Genomic DNA, 19,010 nt, shown 5'->3' on the forward strand with positions numbered 1-19,010 from the left:
CGCCGTGCTGTTTGTCCCGGATAACAGGCGTGACGTTAACCGATTTCCAGGAACACTGAATGGAACTTTTGACCCAACTACTGCATGCCCTCTGGGCGCAGGATTTTGAAACGCTGGCCAACCCTTCCATGATTGGCATGCTCTATTTCGTCTTGTTTATGATCCTGTTCCTTGAGAACGGTTTGCTGCCTGCTGCCTTCCTGCCCGGTGATAGTTTGCTGGTGCTTGTCGGCGTGCTGTGTGCCAAAGGGGCGATGGCGTTTCCACACACCATTTTATTACTGACCGTCGCGGCCAGCCTCGGCTGCTGGGTGAGCTATATCCAGGGAAGATGGCTGGGCAATACCCGAATCGTCCAGAACTGGCTCTCGCACCTGCCTGCACATTATCACCAGCGGGCGCACCACCTTTTCCATAAGCACGGGCTTTCCGCGCTGCTGATTGGCCGCTTTATTGCCTTTGTTCGCACCCTGTTGCCCACCATTGCCGGGCTGTCGGGATTGAGCAGCACGCGCTTCCAGTTCTTCAACTGGATGAGCGGTCTGTTATGGGTGCTTATTCTGACGACGCTGGGCTATGCATTGGGTAAAACGCCGGTCTTTATGAAATATGAAGACCAGCTGATGTCCTGCCTGATGCTGCTGCCTGTGGTTCTGTTGGTCTTCGGCCTGATCGGCTCCCTGGTCGTCCTGTGGAAAAAGAAATACGGAGCCAGAGGCTGACGATGGTTATCTCACCGCTCGCTCTGCGCCGTTTTGCCTTTGCCATGATTACGCTGGTGGTGCTCAGCGCCCTGCTGCTGGCCTGGAGCGCGCTTTCGCATCAGGAATCGACGCTGGCCATCCGCCCGGTAAACCAGGGTGCCAGCGTGCCTGACGGTTTTTCTGTCTGGCATCATCTGGATGCGAACGGGATCCGCTTTAAGAGCATCACCCCGCAGGACGATGTTTTACTGATCAAGTTTGATTCCCGTGCGCAAAGTGCCGCCGCGAAAGTGGTTCTCGATCGTACGCTGCCGCGCGGGTATATCATTGCTCAGCAGGAAGATGAGAGCCAGCCAGCTGCCTGGCTCTCATTGATTCGCGATACGTCGCATCGGTTTGGATAACTTCCAGGATTCCGAATCTTTTCACTCACTTTGGTGAATCCCCCGTTTACTTACTATGCTTAAGTACGCGGAGCACCCCTCGATGTACTCCGCATAACTTTGGATAGCGGCTCAAGCCGCAACACAATGGAAGGTTTCGATAATGAAATTCCGCATTACTCTGGCTCTGGCCCTTTTTTCTTTAAGCACAGCATCCTTCGCAAACTCTCTCTGTCAGGAGAAAGAACAGGATATTCAGCGTGAGATCGGTTATGCCGAAAAGCATAACAATCAGCACCGTGTTGATGGTCTTAAAAAAGCGCTGAGCGAAGTGAAAGCGAACTGTTCAGACAGCAAGCTTCGTGCCGACCACCAGAAGAAAATCGCTGAACAGAAGGACGAGATAGCCGAGCGCCGTCGCGACCTGCAGGAAGCGAAAGAGAAAGGGGATGCGGAAAAAATTGCTAAGCGCGAGAAGAAGTTGAAAGAAGCGCAGGACGACCTGAAAGCGCTGGAAGCTCGCGATTATTGAGTTAACGGAAATCTCAACAGGAGAGAGAATCATGTCAAAAGATACGACGTCTGAACATCTGCGCGCTGAACTGAAATCCCTGGCCGATACCCTTGAAGAGGTGCTGAACTCCTCTGCTGACAAGTCAAAAGAAGAGGTCAGCAAGCTGCGCAGCAAGGCGGAGCAAGCGCTGAAGGAGAGCCGTTATCGCCTGGGTGAAACCGGTGATGCACTGGCGAAACAAACCCGTGAAGCGGCTGCCCGCGCGGACGAATATGTGCGTGATAATCCATGGACGGGTGTAGGGATTGGTGCCGCAGTGGGTGTGGTACTGGGTGTCCTGCTGACGCGTCGTTGATATGGAAGATCCTCGTCACGCACAAGGGCCTGCTAACAACGTCCTCGGCATCGGCCAGCGTATTTTAACGACGCTGGTCGGGATTGCCGAAACGCGCGTCCGGCTGGCAGTGGTCGAGCTGGAAGAGGAGAAAGCGAACCTCTTCCAGATGCTGCTGATGCTCGGGCTGACCATGCTCTTCGCCGCGTTTGGCCTGATGAGCCTGATGGTGTTAATCATCTGGGCCATTGACCCGCAGTATCGTCTTAACGCGATGATTGCCACCACCGTCGTTCTGCTGGTCGCCGCGTTGATCGGCGGTATCTGGACGCTGCGTAAAGCGCGCAAGTCCACATTCCTGCGCCATACGCGTCAGGAGCTGGCGAACGATCGCGCCCTGCTGGAGGATGACTAGCCGTGAGCGGTAAAGCCGAACGTCAAAAGCGAAAAGCGTACCTGCTAAGCCAGATCCAGCAGCAACGGCTGGACCTGTCTGCCAGCCGTCGCGACTGGATTGACGCGACGCGACGGTTTGACCGGGGCTGGAATACCGTCCTGAGCCTGCGTTCATGGGCGCTGGTCGGCAGCAGCGTGATGGCTATCTGGTCCGTTCGTCATCCAAATATGCTGATCCGCTGGGCGCGTCGTGGATTTGGTGCATGGAGCGCCTGGCGTCTGGTGAAAGCAACGTTGCGGCAGCAGCAATTACGCTAGCCTTCTCGCCGGGTGGCGCTACGCCTTACCCGGCAAAATTCTCTCCCCCTCCCTTACTCAATATCTTTGAAGAAGATTGACAGTTTTCCTTGCTAACAATTGCCACCCGCCCCGTTTATTATCCTCTCCATCGACAGCAACGACGCGGTATCTACCCGGAATTGCAGACAAATAACGTTCAGCCGCTGATGTGGTTTCCTGGAGAGTAAAATGAAAAAATTAGAAGATGTTGGTGTACTGGTAGCGCGTATTCTGATGCCAATTCTGTTCATCGTGGCAGGTTGGGGAAAAATCACTGGTTATGCGGGTACCCAGCAGTATATGGAAGCCATGGGCGTTCCGGGGTTCCTGTTGCCACTGACCATTCTTCTTGAGTTCGGCGGCGGCCTGGCAGTCCTGTTCGGCTTCCTGACCCGCACCACCGCGCTGTTTACTGCAGGCTTCACCGTGCTGACGGCGTTCATCTTCCACAGCAACTTTGCGGAAGGCGTGAACTCTCTGATGTTCATGAAAAACCTGACCATCGCGGGTGGCTTCCTGCTGCTGGCCGTCACTGGCCCGGGCGCATACAGCATCGACCGCGTTCTGAATAAGAAATGGTAAGCACGCTATACTGAATGAACACAAAGCGAGGAGACATCTCCTCGCTTTTGCTATCTGACGGAGGAGAAAAAATGGGACAACTCGTAGACGGCGTCTGGCAGGATGTCTGGTATGACACCAAATCCACCGGAGGTCGCTTTAAACGCTCTGTTTCGGCCTTCCGTAACTGGCTGACCGCCGATGGTGCGCCAGGCCCTAGCGGTGAAGGCGGCTTCGCGGCTGAGAAAGACCGTTATCATCTTTATGTTTCCCTTGCCTGTCCGTGGGCCCACCGCACGCTGATCGTGCGCAAGCTTAAAGGTCTTGAATCCTTCATTCCGGTTTCCGTCGTCAACCCGTTGATGCTGGAAAACGGCTGGACGTTTGACAGTGATTTCCCTGCGGCGACCGGCGACGAACTGTATCACCACGATTTCCTGTACCAGCTCTATCTGCGCGCCGATCCGCATTACACCGGTCGCGTGACCGTGCCGGTGCTGTGGGACAAGAAAAACCAGACGATTGTCAGCAATGAGTCTGCGGAAATCATCCGCATGTTCAATACCGCATTTGATGCCCACGGCGCCCGCGCCGGGGATTACTACCCGGTTGAATTGCGCGATAAGATTGATGAGCTGAACAGCTGGATTTACGACAACGTCAACAACGGTGTCTATAAGGCCGGTTTCGCCACCAGCCAGGAAGCGTATGACGAAGCGGTTGGAAAAGTGTTTGAATCGCTTGAACGCCTGGAACAGCTCCTGGGCAAGCATCGCTACCTGACGGGCGATCGCCTCACGGAAGCGGACATTCGCCTGTGGACCACGCTGGTTCGCTTTGATCCGGTCTATGTCACCCACTTTAAGTGCGACAAGCACCGCATCAGCGATTACCTGAACCTGTATGGTTTCCTGCGCGACATCTACCAGATGCCGGGCATCGCGGAGACGGTCGACTTCGACCATATTCGCACCCACTATTTCCGCAGCCACAAAACCATCAACCCGACGGGCATTATCTCCATTGGGCCGTGGCAGGATCTGAATGAACCTCACGGGCGCGACGTCCGTTTTGGATAAATATTAAGGGCATCAATAGATGCCCTTTTTTAATTCACAATCTCCATCTATCCTTACTTTGATTGCTTAAAAAACAAGTGATTGACCGACTATTGAGGCAAGGAAAAATGGACTGGTATTTAAAAGTACTGCGCAACTACATTGGATTTGGTGGCCGCGCCCGCCGCAAAGAGTACTGGATGTTCGTTCTGGTGAACTTCATCCTCGTCATGGTGCTGGGCATTGTGGATAAAATTCTCGGCTGGGAGCGGGCTGGCGGTGAAGGCGTGCTGACCACCATTTATGGCCTGTTGGTCCTGCTGCCATCATGGGCGGTGCTGTTCCGTCGACTGCACGACACCGATCGTTCAGCGTGGTGGCTATTGCTGCTGTTGATCCCGATTGTGGGCTGGATCGTGATTTTGATTTTCAACTGCCAGAGCGGGACGCCGGGCGAAAACCGCTTTGGCCCCGATCCTAAGGTCGGCGCGTAAAATAACGCCCGGTGGCGCTTACGCTTACCGGGCCTACTCGTTCATTTATTGTGGTGGGCGAAAAGTTTGGGTATTTCGCGCAGGCACCATGATTTGGCTTCGCCCATGCTGTCGCGACGCCACGCCATAATGATATCCACTTCGCTGGTATACTCCGGGCTCACGACCCGCAGTCGCCCTTCTGCAATATCTTTTTCCACAAACGGGTACGGCATCGTCGCCACGCCCAGACCTGCCAGCAGCGCCTGCCGTTTGTCTTCCAGTGAGGTCACCGTCAGACGAGGCTGTTTATCCAGAAGTTGCACCGTCAGCACCGGACGCTCGCGCGCGGTATCCGCGACCGCCACGCCGCGATACTTCACGCGCGTGACTTCAGAGAGCGGCTCCGGCTCCAGGTGAATCGGGTGGTTGGGGGCGGCAACGTAGACGTTCATCACGCTGTAGAGCTTGCGCGAGTTTATTTCTGACGATGAGCGGAAGTGCATGTCCGGCGCAATGACGATATCCGCCCTGCCCGTCTCCAGACGCTCCCACGCCCCTGCCAGCACCTCGGTGATGATCGACAGCTGCGTATTGGCCTTCGCTGCCAGGCGGTCCACCAGCGGGAACAGCGCTTCTGACGGCACCAGCGCTTCGGTAACTAACGTCAGATGGGTTTCCCAGCCGCGCGCCAGCGCTTCGGCGTCCGTCGTGAGCTTGTCCGCCGCCTCCAGCAGCACGCGGCCACGCTCCAGCAGCATCCGCCCGACGTTGGTGAATTTTGTTCGATGGCCGGAGCGGTCAAACAGCACCACGTCCAGCTCTTCCTCCAGCTTCTGCATGGTGTAGCTCAGCGCAGACGGAACGCGCCCCAGTTCATCGGCCGCCGCCGCAAAACTGCCGCGCCGGTCAATCGCGTCCATGACGCGAAGCGCCTCAAGCGTCAATGCTCTCTCTTTAGCCATCTCGTTCTCATTCAGGAAATTTGAACATACCAGGCAGAATATCTGGCTAACAATGCAGCGTCCATACCTTTACCATTGTTTTAGTGTAAAGAGAGGTCAAGTTTATGATTACGACAAGAACAGCTAAACAGTGCGGACAAGCCGATTTCGGTTGGCTGCAGGCCCGCTACACCTTTTCCTTTGGACACTACTTTGACCCTAAACTCCTCGGTTACGCTTCATTGCGCGTGTTGAACCAGGAAGTGCTCGCCCCGGGCGCCTCCTTCCAGCCGCGTACGTACCCGAAAGTCGATATCCTGAACCTGATCCTGGAAGGCGAGGCAGAATACCGCGATAGCGAGGGCAATCATGTCCAGGCAAAGGCTGGCGAAGCATTGTTAATTTCCACGCAGCCGGGCATCAGCTACAGCGAGCATAACCTCAGCAAAGACAAAACGCTGACCCGCATGCAGCTGTGGCTGGACGCCTGCCCTGAGCGGGAAAATCCGCTGGTACAGAAGTTAGATTTAACGGGCGATAAGCAACAGCTGATTGCATCGCCGGATGGCAGTAAAGGTAGCCTGCAGCTGCGTCAGCAGGTGTGGCTGCACCATATCGAACTGAAGAAAGGTGAACAGGCGAGCTTCCAGCTTCATGGCCCGCGCGCCTATTTGCAGTCTATTCACGGTACGGTGCATGCGGTGACGCATACGGAAGAGAAAGAAGCGCTAACCTGCGGCGACGGGGCGTTTATTCGTGATGAAGCGAATATCACCCTGGTGGCGGATACGCCGCTGCGCGCGCTGCTGATTGATTTGCCGGTTTAAAAATCCCCCTCACCCCAACCCCTCTCCCCTTTGGGGAGAGGGCCGGGGTGAGGGGTAACGGGTTGGATTAATTCACGACACCTTACTCGCCATAATCTCAATAATCTGCCGGTCCGTGGCCTGCATCGAGCGGCACGCCAGCGCGCACAGGTTTGCGATTGACTGCTCCACATCGTGCGCCACAATCCCCTCGTTGCCCGTTACGCCCGACTCATCCAGCGCCATCATCACCGCTTTCCAGGCGCTACTGACGCTGGTTGAGACCTTCATGGCGCAGCTGTTTGACGCCCCGTCGCAGATCATCCCGCTGACGTCGCCGATCATGCTTCCAATCGCCATCGCGATGGTCTGGTAAGTGCCACCCATCAGCCACGCCATACCCGCCGCAGCGCCCATCGCCGCCGTTGTCGCCGCACACAGTGCGGACAGGCGCGGAAGCTGATAATGGATATAGATCGCCGACAGATGCGACAGCATCAGCGCCCGCGCGAGCCTTTCGTCGTCAGCCTGAACGTGTTCAGCCACGACCACAACCGGCATAGTGGCGGTGATCCCCTGATTGCCAGAGCCCGAATTGCTCATCGCGGGCAGCGTCGCGCCGCCCATGCGGGCATCCGAGGCTGCGCTGGTACGAATTACAATATCTGACCCCAGATCCTGCGCCATCCATCCGCGCGCGCGCTGCTTATCAAGCGTTGCGCCAATATGCAGCCCCCACTTCCCGCTGAGCCCTTCGCGGGAGAGCGCATCGTTCAGCCGCCCTGCCTGCAGGATAAAGCGGATCGCCTCAAACGGCACCTGCTCAACAAATTCCAGGATCTGCGACAGTGTAGTAGTTGAAAGCACCGCCAGCGGATCGTCATTCGTCTGGCACCGTTGATCGTCAAGCGTAAAGCGCGTTTCCCCCTGGCAAACCACTTCCACCACCCGGGTATGCCCGCCCGCGATGGTCACCATCGCCGAGTGATCCCCGGCATGAACGCAGGCGCGGGAATAGAGGATCTCATCACAGGGCTCCTGCAGTTTTACCTGCACTTGCCCTGCCTCAAGCAGGGCTTTGCCGCGGACCAGTGCATCGGCGGTGGCATCTTTCAACACCTCCAGTCCGGCGTGCGCGTTACCGCCAATCGCGCCCAGCGCCGCCGCAATCGGTAACCCGACCATACCGGTACCCGGTACCGTCACGCCCAGCCCGTTTTTCATCAGGTTCGGCGAGACCCACGCCTCAATCCGTGTGACCTCCCCCGGCAGAAAGTCTGCGGCCATCGCACAGGCCAGTGCCAGAGAGACGGGTTCGGTACACCCAAGGGCAGGCTTCACTTCTTCCTGCACCGCGCGAATAAATTGATTCCATAAAGGATGAGTTTGCTCAGACATCGTTACAACCTTAATTACCCTCAGGAGAATGCGAGGAAAGGAGAAACACAAAGCAGTAGTCCGGTGATGACGATAATCACCAGCGATACGCCTTTATATTTATGCAGGGCTGGCACCTTGTAGACCAGCCATGCAGGTATCAGGCAGCCCACCATGCCGAAGATGGGGCTGCAAATGGAGGTGAAGCTCAGCACCGGCGCGTTCAGGACTATCGCGCTCCAGGCCAGCAGGATGGCGAACAGCATAATCCCGCGCTGGACGGCGTTTTCATTGATTTTCTCAGCCGGCATTCTGCGGCGCAGGATGTTCATGACGATACCCTGCGTCGCCTCGCGAAAGCCGAGATAGACGCCGAAGAACGCGGTCATCACGGCGAAGATATTGAGGATCACGCTGACGATTTTGACCCAGCCCGCGCCATCACCGCTGATAAACTGCGCCGCAATCGCCAGAGCCGAAATGTTCTGCTCGTAGGCTTTAACCGCCTCATCGTGCCCCATCGCCAGCGTGAAGGAGACGGCGTAGAAAAAGACCGTCACAAACAGGATGCCAAAGGCAATATTCATCGCCCGCAGCGCTTTGTGGCGCGCCACCTCCACCGATTTTTCCCGTGAACGGTATGAGATCACCATCGGACTCAGGGTCTGAATAAACAGAATGGAGGTTAAGGTAAAGGGCAGCGTAATGATGGCGTTTTTAATCAACAGTCCCAGCGGCGGCAGCATGCCCACGTTGGCTAAATGCCAGAGGCCAATCATTGACAGCCCCAGCGCGGCTACCACGAATAATTTGGTCAGCACCATCAGGCTGGAGACTTTAAACAGCAGCTTTTCTCCGCGCGACGAAATGGCCACCAGAATGCAGATCAGGCATAAACCGTAAAACGGATTATCTGATAACAAACCGTCGGTCACGCCGAAGGTGTGCAAATACGAGGCGCTGTCGTTGGTAATGGCCGTGGAATAGACAAACATCCAGATCACCAGCATCACGAAATAGAGCGCGCCTAATAAGATGCCCCAGTTCTTACCCAAATAACCGCTAATTACGCTCGGGTAATCTTTGCACTCCGGTGATTCCGCCAGCGTATTAATAAACAGACGCTGGAATAAATACATGGCCGGATAGCCGATTATTGATGAGAGCAAAAATACCCACAGCCCCATTAATCCGACCTGCACGGGGAGAAAAACTATCCCCGCGCCGATAGCCATCCCAATACTCATGATGACCCAGCCCGTGTCGGTGCTGTCGAATTTAATCGCCTCTCGCCACTCGCTTTCACTCATTCCCGCCCGCCTTGCCGCGGGGGAATCACTCACAATCATACTGCTGTTTGTTGCCGTATCCATTGGGCACTCGCTTATTTTGTAGGGTAAACAGTTGTTTTTATTAGTTTCCGATCGCCAGCGATTGCGATTCAGATGGTTGCAGGTGAGTGTTATTGGTGTGGGAAGATCATATCCGGAGAGCGGGAGAAAAAGGTCACAACATTAATAAGGATATTCTGCTTCTGGAGGAAATTTTGCTTCTGAAGTGGGATATTAAAAGCTAATTTTCTAAAAGTGACGCCGATCAAGAAATAAAAACCCGCGCCATGCGCGGGTAGGAAATCAGTTAGCCAGCGCGTTAGCCATATCCGTTCTAATCTGTTTACGCTGTTCCGGCGTCAAAACCTGGCTGACGTCGAAGTAATATTTCACGCGGTAATAACGGGTCTGCTCTTCAATTTTGCTAAAGGCAGCAAGCTGGCTTTTCACCGTGCTTTCGTCCCATTTGCCCGCCTGGAACATGTCGATCAGCGCGCCGTCCTTCACGCCCGTCATCGGGATCTTGCTGACATTTTGTTCCAGCTGCTTATGCAGACCTTCAATCTTCGTAACCTGCTCATTGCTGAGCTTCAGGTGCTGCACCAGCGGATCCTGCGATGGAGACGGAGCAGCCTCAACGTTCGCGGCCTGTGCCGTAAAACTACACACTGCCAGCGAGGCGGCGACCAGCGCAATACGGGTCATTTTCATCATCTTACTGTCCTTACATGCTGTTATAGGGAAAAGCAGGGGTATTGTTTTTCAAGAGCGGATGAATATGTGTGAGTAATTATATAAACAATTTTGTATGTTTAGCGGACAAAAAAAGGCCCCCTGCATTGAGGGGGCATGAGAGCTCACGTTTAGATAGAGTGGGTAAAGGTTCGCGAAATCACATCCTGCTGCTGCTCGCGCGTCAGCGCATTAAACCGCACCGCATAACCTGAAACGCGGATGGTCAGGTTCGGGTAATTCTCCGGGTGCGCGATGGCATCGAGGAGCATTTCCCGGTTCATGACGTTGACGTTCAGATGCTGCCCTCCCTCAATAGAGGCTTCGTGATGGAAATACCCGTCCAGTAGCCCCACCAGGTTGGTTTTGCGCACCAGCTCGTCCTTGCCAAGCGCCTGCGGCACGATGGAGAAGGTGTAGGAAATCCCGTCTTTCGCGTAGGTGAACGGCAGTTTGGCAACCGACGTTAGCGAGGCCACCGCCCCTTTTCTGTCGCGCCCGTGCATTGGGTTCGCGCCTGGGGCAAACGGCGTGCCGCCGCGTCGTCCGTCCGGCGTGTTCCCGGTCTTCTGACCATAAACCACGTTGGAGGTGATGGTCAGGATCGACTGAGTTGGCACCGCGTTGCGGTAGGTCCGCAGCGCCTGAATTTTCTTCATAAAGCGCTCCACCAGGTCGCAGGCAATGCTGTCCACGCGGTCGTCGTTGTTGCCGTACTGCGGATAATCCCCTTCAATCACGAAATCGACTGCCAGTCCCGTATGGTCGCGCACCGGCTTCACCGTGGCATATTTAATGGCCGACAGGGAATCCGCGGCTACCGACAGCCCGGCAATGCCGCAGGCCATGGTGCGATAGACGTCCCGGTCGTGCAGCGCCATCAGCGAGGCTTCGTAGCTGTACTTATCATGCATGTAGTGAATGAGATTCAGGGCGCTAATGTACTGCACCGCCAGCCAGTCCATAAAGTGATCGAGGCTCGCCATCACGGTGTCGTAATCCAGCACGTCGTCCAGCAGCGGCTCGGTTTTAGGACCGACCTGGATCTTCAGCTTCTCGTCCACCCCGCCGTTGATCGCGTACAGCAGCGTTTTGGCGAGGTTGGCGCGCGCGCCAAAGAACTGCATCTGCTTGCCGATCACCATCGGGCTGACGCAGCAGGCAATGGCGTAGTCGTCGCTGTTGAAGTCCGCGCGCATCAGATCGTCGTTCTCATACTGCAGCGAAGAGGTGACGATCGACACCTGCGCGGCGTATTTCTTGAACGCGATCGGCAGTTGTTCAGACCAGAGGATCGTCAGGTTCGGCTCAGGTGCTGGCCCCATGGTGTGCAGCGTGTGCAGATAGCGGAAGCTGTTCTTGGTCACCAGCGTGCGCCCGTCCAGCCCCATGCCGCCGATCACTTCCGTCGCCCAGATCGGATCGCCGGAGAAGAGCGTGTCGAACTCCGGCGTGCGCAGGAAGCGCACCATGCGGATCTTCATGATGAAGTGGTCGATCAGCTCCTGCGCCTGGACTTCATTCAGCCTTCCTGCCTGCATGTCACGTTCAATGTAGATATCGAGGAACGAGGCCGTGCGCCCCAGCGACATCGCCCCGCCGTTCTGGGATTTCACCGCGGCAAGGTAGGCAAAATAGAGCCACTGCACCGCTTCCTGGGCGTTCATCGCCGGGCGTGCGATATCGAAGCCATAGTTCGCCGCCATCTGCTGGATCTGCAGCAGCGCGCGCTTATGCTCCGCCAGCTCTTCACGCAGGCGGATCGTCGCCTCCAGATCCTCACCGCGCTCCAGCCTGCCCTGCAGATCCGTAAACTGGAGTTCACGCTCGCGCACCAGATAAGCAATCCCGTACAGCGCCACGCGGCGATAGTCGCCAATGATACGTCCGCGCCCGTAGCCGTCTGGCAAGCCGGTCAGCACGCCGGACTTACGGCAGCGCATCATCTCTGGCGAATAGACGTCAAACACGCCCTGGTTGTGGGTTTTGCGCAGGCCGGTAAAGAGATATTCAAACTGCGGATCCATCTCCCGGCCATAGGCTTCGAACGAGCTGCGGATCATGTTGATCCCGCCGTACGGATGGAGCGCACGCTTGAGAGGCTTATCGGTTTGCAGGCCGACGATCGTCTCCAGATCCTGGTCGATATAGCCCGGCCCGTGGGCCGTAATGGTGGTGGCAATGTTGGTGTCAAAATCCACCGGAGCGTGGGTGGCATTCTCCTGGCGAATGCCGACCATCACCTTCTGCCACAGCGCCGTCGTTGCTGGCGTCGCCTGCGCGAGGAAAGCTTCATCGCCTTCATAAGGGGTGTAGTTATGCTGAATAAAATCGCGGACGTTGACGGCGTTTTTCCATTCTTCACCGCGAAACCCGGCCCATGCGTCGCTGTAGGGCGCGACGCCCGTATCGATTGTTACTTTCATGTGTTTCTCGCTTTATCAGGCGTAAGCCGCAGCCGGGGTAACCTTCCCAAGACGGAGGGCGTCCAGCGCGATCATTTTTTCTTCGTTGGTAGGGATCACCGCGCAGGCAACGCGGGACGACTCGGTGGAGATCACGCGCTCACCCGCGCTGCCCGGCAGGGCATTTTTGGCGTCGTCGAGGCGGATGCCGAACACGTTCAGATGTTCCGCCACCAGCGCGCGGACAAGCGTCGAGTTTTCGCCAATACCGCCGGTAAAGACCACCCCATCGAGGCGGTGCAGTGACGCAGCGTGCCCGGCAATGTGTCGCGCTATACGGTGAACGAAGGTCTGGATAGCCAGCTGCGCCCGCTCGTTGCCAGCGTGCCAGGCTTTCTCCAGCGTGCGTAAATCGGAGGAGATGCCGGAAATCCCAAGCAACCCGGACTCTTTGTTGACCACGCGCTCCAGATCCTCGAACGACTGCCCGGTCTGCTGGGCAATCCACGCCATCGCGCCGAAGTCCACATCGCCGCAGCGCGTACCCATTACCAGCCCTTCCAGCGGCGTCATCCCCATGGAAGTATCCACGCTTTCGCCGTTGCGCACCGCGCAGATGGACGCTCCGTTGCCGAGGTGGGCAATCACCAGGCCGCTGTCATCGGGGGACAGCCCGAGAAGCGTATGCGCCTGCGCGGCCACGTAGCGGTGAGAGGTGCCGTGGAAGCCGTAGCGGCGCACGCCCAGCTCTTCAAAATAGCGGTACGGCAATCCGTACAGATACGCCTGCGGCGGCAGCGTCTGGTGGAAGCTGGTATCAAATACCGCGACCTGCTGCACGCCCGGGAACAAGCGCTCTGCGGCTTCCACGCCGCTCAGGTTAGCGTAGTTATGCAGCGGCGCCAGCGGAGAGACCTGGCGGATCTGCTCAATCACCGCTTCCGTAATCAGGGTCGACTCGCTGAAGAGGTCGCCGCCGTGCGCAATGCGGTGGCCAATTAAGGCCACGCTGCTCATCAGGTCACGCTTCTCCAGCTCCAGGGCGATGGCAGCCAGCGCCCCTTCGTAGTCCTGGTGAGCCAGTCTGGCCGGCTCACCCCCGTTCACGGAAATAAAGGCCTTCTCGGTGTTGATGCCGTCTGCAATGCCCGTCATCAGGGCGTCGCAGCTGCTGGCGTCGAGCACCGAAAACTTAACAGAGGACGAACCGCAGTTAATTACCAGTACAACCGGAAACTCAATCATCATGTGACTCCGCTCTTCCTGAGCAATGGGTTAGAACAGTTTGTAAACGATATTCAGAATGGTCAGCAGGCCGACCGCGGTAACGAAAATGTTCTCGGTACGCCCTTTGTATTTCGCCAGAGCCGGGGCTTTGCGGATGGCGTACATCGGCAGCAGGCACAGCAGAGAGGCGATGATTGGTGCGCCCATGGCTTCAATAAGGTCGAGAATGTTCGGGTTGGCGTAGGCCACAACCCAGGTGGAGCCCATGATGAACACCATGCTGATGGTGTTCAGTTTGCCAACAGAAACTTTCTTCTTATCGCCCTTGTAGCCGAACTTAAGGATCAGGCCATTCAGACCTTCCAGCGTGCCCAGGTAGTGCCCGAAGAAGGATTTGAAGATAGCAACCAGCGCGATGATAGACGCGCCGTATTCCAGTACCGTCGCGAACGTCGATTTGGTTCCGGACATTGACGCAAAGTGGTTCGCCAGGTAAGAGAGCACCGGAATATTCTGCGCCTTGGCGTCCGCCATGTTCTGCGGAGAGAGCGTAAACAGACAGCTAAAGGCGAAGAACATCACCACAGCCACCATCAGCAGGCTGGCGCGACCGATGATTTTGGAACATTTCTGCTCGGTGAACTCTTTACCGAACGTTGGCTCGTACTCTTCGCGCTTGGAGACCACAAACGAGGAGACGATAGGCGAGAAGTTGAAGGAGAAGACCATGATGGAGATACCCAGCCACACGGTGACCAGAATGCCGTCATGACCGGTGAAGGCGATATCGCTCAGGTTGACCTGGTCGATCACCGCCGAGTTCCAGTAAGGGATCAGCGACAGGGAAATCAGCACCAGGCTGGCGATAAACGGGAACACCAGGAAGCTCATGACCTTCACCATCAGGTCTTTACCAAACCAGATAACAAAGGCCATCAGCAGCAGCAGGAACAGCGCCACCACGCCGCGGTTCAGCGCGGGCAGCTGGAGCTGGTTTTCCCAGAAGGTCATAAAGGTGTTGGTAATGGTGACGCCATAAATCCACAGCAGCGGGCAAATGGCGAAGAAGTAGAGGAACGTGATCACCACCCCGCCGGTTTTACCGAAATGCTCTTCCACCGTTTCGGTGATGTTGCCGGAGACGTTGCTGCCGGACAAACACAAACGCGCCAGCGCGCGGTGGCAGTAAAACGCAATCGGGAATGCGAGAACCAGCATCAGCAGGATAGGGATTAATCCGCCAAAGCCTGCGCGAATGGGGAAGAACAGCACGCCTGCGCCAATGGCGGTACCAAACAGGCCAAGCGTCCAGGTGGTATCAGACTTACGCCAGGAGGACGTTTTTGTCTGGCCAACGATAATGCTTTCTGTGTTGCTCATAGGTCACCTTTATGCGTCAACGAAGCCGGTAATTTGGGAAACACGGGAGAGGTCGATATTGCCGCCGGAAATAATGCAGACGGTTTTGCGGCCCTGAATATAGTGGTCAAGTTTGCCGCTTAATAACGCAGCACAAGCCAGTGCGCCAGCGCCTTCCGTCACCACTTTATTTCGCTGAATAAGGGCAACCATGCTGTTGCGAATATCGTCTTCGCTCACCAGCACAATGTCATCGACCAGTTCACGAACGATTTCGAAGGTTAATTTCCCCGGACGAGAGACGTCGCAGCCGTCGGCTAACGTGCCGGTAACGCGATGATTGGTTATTTCTCCTGCCTGCCAGGAGGCTGCCATTCCGTGCACGTTTTCAGACTGTACGCCGATAATATTAATGGTCGGGTTGATGGATTTAATTGCCGTCGCAATCCCGGCAATTAATCCGCCGCCGCCGATAGGCACAATGACGTTATCCACGTCGTATAAATCTTCGAGAATTTCCAGGCCGATGGTGCCCTGCCCGGCAATCACTTTTGGGTCATCATAAGGCGGAATAAAAATGCGCCCCTCCGTCTCAACGATTTCGCTCACTTTCGCGATGGTATCGTTGAAGTTCTCGCCGTGCAGCACCACTTCGGCGGAGTAGTCGCGGGTGGCGGCAACCTTGGATTTCGGTGCCCCCTTCGGCATCACCACTTTGCCGTCGATGCCGAGCATGGCGCAGGAGAGGGACACACCCTGCGCGTGGTTTCCCGCGGAGCAGGCGACAACGCCTTTGCGTTTTTCAGCGTCGGTCAGCGAGCTTAACTTGTTAAACGCGCCGCGGATCTTAAACGAGCCGGTACGCTGCATATTCTCAAATTTCAGGAATATTTCGCCCTTACAACGTTCGCTGAGATAATTCGAACGTGGCATACCGGTTTTATATATTTTTCCTGCCAGTCGTTTTCTGGCGTCCTGAATATCTTCAATGGTTACCGGGAGATCGTAGGTAATATGCATAATATCCTCGTTATAATAATTCATTCTTTTCAGGCAAAGTCAGGGTATCAGCGCGTTAAGACGTTAACGCTCTGGGTGTTTTTAAAATGGGTACTAATTATTCATCGTCGTCTTTCGATATTCATCGACGAATATTGTTTTGCCAGCTCAACTAATACTGACGCCGATTTTTTAATCCTGTAATTTTTTGACCACACGGCGGCATAACGCGCCACGGGTAATTCATCTTCCACTGGCAGCACAATAAATTGGTCAGAACCGAACGGTGCAATCATGTCGCGGGGAATAACCGTCAGATAATCGGCATTCAGCACAAGGTTATAAATGGTGACGACGGAATCGGTCTGGACGATGTTTTCGATGCTGATGTGATTGTCTTGCAGGGTGGTCAGAAGTTCTTTGTAGTAGCCCATATCGGTTTGCGGCATCACCCACTGCTCGTGCGTGAGCGATGCCAGTGTCGTCGGGCCGGTGCACGTTCGCGTTTTGCTGGCGACCAGCACAAACTCGGACTCAAACAGCGGTTCGACGTGCAGATCCTGCAGCAGCATTTCATCACTCAGCGTGCCGATAGCGAAATCCAGACGACCGTCGCGAATGGCCGGCAGGAAAGAGGAGAGCTGGGCTTCATACATCGAGACGCGTGCTTTCGGGAACACTTCCTTAAATTTTTTGATCATTTCGGACAGGAAGGTGAAACCGATCAGCGACGGGTAACCAAAGGAGACGTCCATAACGGTGCTGAAACTCAGGCTGTTAATCTCACTCACCATGTTTTTCATTTCGCGGGTGATGGACTCTGAGTACGAGAGCAGAACCTGGCCCGCAGCAGTGAGTTTTACGCCGGTGTTTTTACGCACCATCACTTCCACACCGAAGTAGGACTCAATATCGCTGATGATTTTGCTGACGGCGGGTTGCGTCAGACCCAGCTGTCTTGCTGCAGAACCTATGGAGCCACTTTTAATGACTTCCTGAAATACCACGAGGTGCTGTGTTTTCGGTAGAATAATAGTGTTCATAATATTCTGCACTTATTTCCCTATGACGGGGTGAATTCTACTCAATAATGTTTGAAGGGGTATGTGCTGTTACTCACAATTTGCTTTCCAGGCCCTTTATCACGCACAGCGAAAAACCATAAAAACGCTTACTTATCAAAGGAATAAATAGAGACAAATATGCTACTACGCTGATATTGATCAACAAAAATAGCGGTAATAAATTTATTTTATGGCGATAACCCGGATAAATTTTACCATCCGGAAAAAATCAATAAAGGCGATATTTCAGGCAATTAAAGACCAATAAATAACCGCTATTTGTTTGAAACATTCTTTCAATTTATCAAATTTTTCCGACGCGAATTTTCAGGCTGGCGGAAAAGAGTGGAATACGTCACATATTCACAGGAGAAATGTATTTGATTTCAATGTATGCATATCAAACGAGAAAAGTTTCGCGATCATTAAGATAACAATCATAACAAATTATCAATACTGAAAATCGCGAGTTTTTTAGCGTGAAATTTTGTGATGACGATCGTCCGCAGACACAGGAGCGATACGGAAGGGGTAAAAACAGTGAAATGTGCTTAATGTCGCAAATATGAGAATTGATGTCGTTTGTCTGGTGCCGGGTGGCGCTGCGCTTACCCAGCCTACCCCCCCTGAAAGCAAAAACCCCGCCGAAGCGGGGTTTTCTAAGAAGTTGAAGCTGACCGATAAGCCGGGTTCTGTCGTTGGACAGTCATTCATCTAGGCCAGCAATCGCTCACTGGCTCAAGCAGCCTACCCGGGTTCAGTACGGGCCGTACCATGTGAACCCCTATTTGGCCTTGCTCCGGGTGGAGTTTACCGTGCCACGGACTGTTACCAGCCGCGCGGTGCGCTCTTACCGCACCCTTTCACCCTTACCTGATCCCGCTTGCGCGGGCCATCGGCGGTTTGCTCTCTGTTGCACTGGTCGTGGGTTTCCCCCCCAGGCGTTACCTGGCACCCTGCCCTATGGAGCCCGGACTTTCCTCCCCTCCGCCCGTCTCCCCCGAAAGGGACGACGACGAAGCGGCGACTGTCTGGTCAGCTTCGGCGCGCAGTATAGAGGGTTTGCGCGCCGCTGTCACCCTCAGGTATGGGCAAGGCGTGATTAACGCGCCACTTCCACCTTCGCCAGTTTTTCGTAGTAGCATGCAATCGCGCTGTGATCGGCCGTGCCCAGGCCATCGGCACGCAGCGCCTGCATCATCTCCATGACCGCCGCGGTCAGCGGCAGCTGCGCGCCCACGCCGTGTGACGTATCCAGCGCGTTGGCCAGATCTTTGATATGCAGGTCGATGCGGAAACCGGGTTTGAAATTACGATCCATGACCATCGGCGCTTTGGCCTCCAGCACGGTACTGCCCGCCAGGCCACCGCGAATGGCCTGATAGACCAGGTCCGGGTTGACGCCCGCTTTGGTTGCCAGCGTCAGCGCTTCGGACATGGCGGCAATGTTCAGCGCCACAATCACCTGGTTTGCCAGCTTGGTCACGTTACCCGCCCCGATCTCCCCGGTGTGCACCACGGAGCCCGCCATTGCTTTCATCAGGTCGTAAAATCTCTCGAAAACCGCTTTATCACCGCCGACCATCACCGACAGCGTACCGTCTATCGCTTTCGGCTCACCGCCGCTGACCGGCGCGTCCAGCATATCGACGCCCTTTGCTTTTAGCGCCTCGCTGATTTCACGACTTGCGAGCGGCGCAATAGAGCTCATATCAATCAGCACCAGGCCCGGCTTCGCGCCATCGATAATGCCATTTTCACCCAGCGCGACCTCTTTAACATGCGGTGAGTTTGGCAGCATGGTGATGATGACGTCGCACTGCTCAGCAATCGCTTTGGCTGTGGTGGCCGTTTCTGCGCCCGCCGCCATCACCTCCGCCACGGCCTGTGGATTATGATCGGATACCACCAGTGAGTAACCCGCTTTGATGAGGTTCTTACTCATTGGTTTACCCATGATCCCCAGGCCAATAAAACCCACTTTCAGCGTCATAATCTGTATCC

Annotated in this window: 20 protein-coding genes and 1 other RNA gene; 10 read left to right on the forward strand and 11 right to left on the reverse strand. The window is 55.4% G+C overall.

The genetic code is table 11. The features are described from left to right. The first annotated feature begins 59 nt into the window (after positions 1-59). The 9 genes from yqjA (at position 60) to GXP72_RS19870 (ending at position 4,783) form a co-directional block, all read left to right on the forward strand. The gene (gene yqjA, locus GXP72_RS19830) at positions 60-722 is read left to right on the forward strand and encodes a DedA family general envelope maintenance protein YqjA (protein ID WP_024906405.1); all 663 of its coding nucleotides are present in this window, start codon (positions 60-62) and stop codon (positions 720-722) included. Positions 723-724: 2 nt separating this feature from the next. Next, positions 725-1,108, forward strand: coding sequence for an EnvZ/OmpR regulon moderator MzrA (gene mzrA, locus GXP72_RS19835; RefSeq protein ID WP_208763281.1), 384 nt, complete (start codon positions 725-727; stop codon positions 1,106-1,108). Positions 1,109-1,250: 142 nt separating this feature from the next. After that, positions 1,251-1,619, forward strand: coding sequence for a DUF1090 domain-containing protein (locus GXP72_RS19840; RefSeq protein WP_048992595.1), 369 nt, complete (start codon positions 1,251-1,253; stop codon positions 1,617-1,619). A 31-nt stretch (positions 1,620-1,650) separates the two neighbouring features. Beyond that, positions 1,651-1,956, forward strand: a complete 306-nt coding sequence (locus GXP72_RS19845) for a YqjD family protein (RefSeq protein WP_008503141.1) — start codon at positions 1,651-1,653, stop codon at positions 1,954-1,956. 1 nt (position 1,957) lies between these two features. Then, positions 1,958-2,350 (forward strand): phage holin family protein, encoded by a 393-nt coding sequence (locus GXP72_RS19850; RefSeq protein ID WP_023333540.1) that lies wholly within the window; start codon positions 1,958-1,960, stop codon positions 2,348-2,350. A gap of 2 nt (positions 2,351-2,352) precedes the next feature. Continuing rightward, positions 2,353-2,649 (forward strand): YqjK-like family protein, encoded by a 297-nt coding sequence (locus GXP72_RS19855; RefSeq protein ID WP_024906403.1) that lies wholly within the window; start codon positions 2,353-2,355, stop codon positions 2,647-2,649. Between the two features lie 210 nt (positions 2,650-2,859). Beyond that, positions 2,860-3,252 (forward strand): DoxX family protein, encoded by a 393-nt coding sequence (locus GXP72_RS19860; RefSeq protein ID WP_023309292.1) that lies wholly within the window; start codon positions 2,860-2,862, stop codon positions 3,250-3,252. Between the two features lie 71 nt (positions 3,253-3,323). After that, on the forward strand, positions 3,324-4,310 hold the full coding sequence (locus GXP72_RS19865; RefSeq protein WP_024906402.1) for a glutathione S-transferase family protein: 987 nt from the start codon (positions 3,324-3,326) through the stop codon (positions 4,308-4,310). A gap of 107 nt (positions 4,311-4,417) precedes the next feature. Then, positions 4,418-4,783 carry a DUF805 domain-containing protein gene (locus tag GXP72_RS19870; protein ID WP_024906401.1) on the forward strand — a complete coding sequence of 122 codons (366 nt, stop codon included), beginning with the start codon at positions 4,418-4,420 and terminating at the stop codon, positions 4,781-4,783. Positions 4,784-4,824: 41 nt separating this feature from the next. Here GXP72_RS19870 and GXP72_RS19875 read toward each other — a convergent pair whose 3' ends face one another. Then, positions 4,825-5,727: a LysR family transcriptional regulator gene (locus tag GXP72_RS19875; RefSeq protein WP_208763282.1), complete on the reverse strand. Its 903-nt coding sequence runs from the start codon at positions 5,725-5,727 to the stop codon at positions 4,825-4,827. A 104-nt stretch (positions 5,728-5,831) separates the two neighbouring features. Here GXP72_RS19875 and GXP72_RS19880 point away from each other — a divergent pair, with 104 nt between their 5' ends. Then, a complete protein-coding gene (locus GXP72_RS19880) occupies positions 5,832-6,533 on the forward strand; it encodes a pirin family protein (RefSeq protein ID WP_023309295.1) in 702 nt (233 codons plus the stop codon). A 72-nt stretch (positions 6,534-6,605) separates the two neighbouring features. On the opposite strand, the gene GXP72_RS19885 is transcribed toward GXP72_RS19880, so the two are convergent. The 10 genes from GXP72_RS19885 to garR all read right to left on the reverse strand — a co-directional run bounded on the left by GXP72_RS19885 (position 6,606) and on the right by garR (position 18,999). Next, entirely contained in the window at positions 6,606-7,910 is a 1,305-nt protein-coding gene (locus GXP72_RS19885; protein WP_208763283.1) for a serine dehydratase subunit alpha family protein, read from the reverse strand. Positions 7,911-7,930: 20 nt separating this feature from the next. Further along, a complete protein-coding gene (locus GXP72_RS19890; protein ID WP_208763284.1) occupies positions 7,931-9,262 on the reverse strand; it encodes an amino acid permease in 1,332 nt (443 codons plus the stop codon). A gap of 261 nt (positions 9,263-9,523) precedes the next feature. Next, positions 9,524-9,934 (reverse strand): hypothetical protein, encoded by a 411-nt coding sequence (locus GXP72_RS19895; protein ID WP_024906397.1) that lies wholly within the window; start codon positions 9,932-9,934, stop codon positions 9,524-9,526. Positions 9,935-10,083: 149 nt separating this feature from the next. Then, a complete protein-coding gene (pflB, locus tag GXP72_RS19900) occupies positions 10,084-12,378 on the reverse strand; it encodes a formate C-acetyltransferase (RefSeq protein WP_208763285.1) in 2,295 nt (764 codons plus the stop codon). 15 nt (positions 12,379-12,393) lie between these two features. Then, a complete protein-coding gene (gene tdcD / locus GXP72_RS19905; RefSeq protein ID WP_048992631.1) occupies positions 12,394-13,602 on the reverse strand; it encodes a propionate kinase in 1,209 nt (402 codons plus the stop codon). A 30-nt stretch (positions 13,603-13,632) separates the two neighbouring features. Next, on the reverse strand, positions 13,633-14,964 hold the full coding sequence (gene tdcC / locus GXP72_RS19910; protein ID WP_024906394.1) for a threonine/serine transporter TdcC: 1,332 nt from the start codon (positions 14,962-14,964) through the stop codon (positions 13,633-13,635). A 9-nt stretch (positions 14,965-14,973) separates the two neighbouring features. After that, positions 14,974-15,963, reverse strand: coding sequence for a bifunctional threonine ammonia-lyase/L-serine ammonia-lyase TdcB (gene tdcB, locus GXP72_RS19915; RefSeq protein ID WP_024906393.1), 990 nt, complete (start codon positions 15,961-15,963; stop codon positions 14,974-14,976). Positions 15,964-16,064: 101 nt separating this feature from the next. Beyond that, positions 16,065-16,985, reverse strand: a complete 921-nt coding sequence (gene tdcA, locus GXP72_RS19920) for a transcriptional regulator TdcA (protein WP_008501504.1) — start codon at positions 16,983-16,985, stop codon at positions 16,065-16,067. Between the two features lie 686 nt (positions 16,986-17,671). Next, positions 17,672-18,049, reverse strand: an RNA gene (gene rnpB / locus GXP72_RS19925) — RNase P RNA component class A. Between the two features lie 59 nt (positions 18,050-18,108). Next, on the reverse strand, positions 18,109-18,999 hold the full coding sequence (garR, locus tag GXP72_RS19930) for a 2-hydroxy-3-oxopropionate reductase (RefSeq protein WP_024906392.1): 891 nt from the start codon (positions 18,997-18,999) through the stop codon (positions 18,109-18,111). Positions 19,000-19,010: the final 11 nt, after the last annotated feature.

The sequence above is a fragment of the Enterobacter sp. SES19 genome (genome assembly GCF_011765665.1).
Taxonomy (GTDB): domain Bacteria; phylum Pseudomonadota; class Gammaproteobacteria; order Enterobacterales; family Enterobacteriaceae; genus Enterobacter; species Enterobacter pseudoroggenkampii.

Excerpts from the sequence above, each read along its gene's own strand:
- yqjA (WP_024906405.1), top strand. The coding sequence starts at position 60 with ATGGAACTTTTGACCCAACTACTGCATGCCCTCTGGGCGCAGGATTTT.
- mzrA (WP_208763281.1), top strand. The coding sequence starts at position 725 with ATGGTTATCTCACCGCTCGCTCTGCGCCGTTTTGCCTTTGCCATGATT.
- GXP72_RS19840 (WP_048992595.1), top strand. The coding sequence starts at position 1,251 with ATGAAATTCCGCATTACTCTGGCTCTGGCCCTTTTTTCTTTAAGCACA.
- GXP72_RS19845 (WP_008503141.1), top strand. The coding sequence starts at position 1,651 with ATGTCAAAAGATACGACGTCTGAACATCTGCGCGCTGAACTGAAATCC.
- GXP72_RS19850 (WP_023333540.1), top strand. The coding sequence starts at position 1,958 with ATGGAAGATCCTCGTCACGCACAAGGGCCTGCTAACAACGTCCTCGGC.
- GXP72_RS19860 (WP_023309292.1), top strand. The coding sequence starts at position 2,860 with ATGAAAAAATTAGAAGATGTTGGTGTACTGGTAGCGCGTATTCTGATG.
- GXP72_RS19865 (WP_024906402.1), top strand. The coding sequence starts at position 3,324 with ATGGGACAACTCGTAGACGGCGTCTGGCAGGATGTCTGGTATGACACC.
- GXP72_RS19870 (WP_024906401.1), top strand. The coding sequence starts at position 4,418 with ATGGACTGGTATTTAAAAGTACTGCGCAACTACATTGGATTTGGTGGC.
- GXP72_RS19875 (WP_208763282.1), bottom strand. The coding sequence starts at position 5,727 with ATGGCTAAAGAGAGAGCATTGACGCTTGAGGCGCTTCGCGTCATGGAC.
- GXP72_RS19880 (WP_023309295.1), top strand. The coding sequence starts at position 5,832 with ATGATTACGACAAGAACAGCTAAACAGTGCGGACAAGCCGATTTCGGT.
- GXP72_RS19885 (WP_208763283.1), bottom strand. The coding sequence starts at position 7,910 with ATGTCTGAGCAAACTCATCCTTTATGGAATCAATTTATTCGCGCGGTG.
- GXP72_RS19890 (WP_208763284.1), bottom strand. The coding sequence starts at position 9,262 with ATGGATACGGCAACAAACAGCAGTATGATTGTGAGTGATTCCCCCGCG.
- GXP72_RS19895 (WP_024906397.1), bottom strand. The coding sequence starts at position 9,934 with ATGATGAAAATGACCCGTATTGCGCTGGTCGCCGCCTCGCTGGCAGTG.
- pflB (WP_208763285.1), bottom strand. The coding sequence starts at position 12,378 with ATGAAAGTAACAATCGATACGGGCGTCGCGCCCTACAGCGACGCATGG.
- tdcD (WP_048992631.1), bottom strand. The coding sequence starts at position 13,602 with ATGATTGAGTTTCCGGTTGTACTGGTAATTAACTGCGGTTCGTCCTCT.
- tdcC (WP_024906394.1), bottom strand. The coding sequence starts at position 14,964 with ATGAGCAACACAGAAAGCATTATCGTTGGCCAGACAAAAACGTCCTCC.
- tdcB (WP_024906393.1), bottom strand. The coding sequence starts at position 15,963 with ATGCATATTACCTACGATCTCCCGGTAACCATTGAAGATATTCAGGAC.
- tdcA (WP_008501504.1), bottom strand. The coding sequence starts at position 16,985 with ATGAACACTATTATTCTACCGAAAACACAGCACCTCGTGGTATTTCAG.
- garR (WP_024906392.1), bottom strand. The coding sequence starts at position 18,999 with ATGACGCTGAAAGTGGGTTTTATTGGCCTGGGGATCATGGGTAAACCA.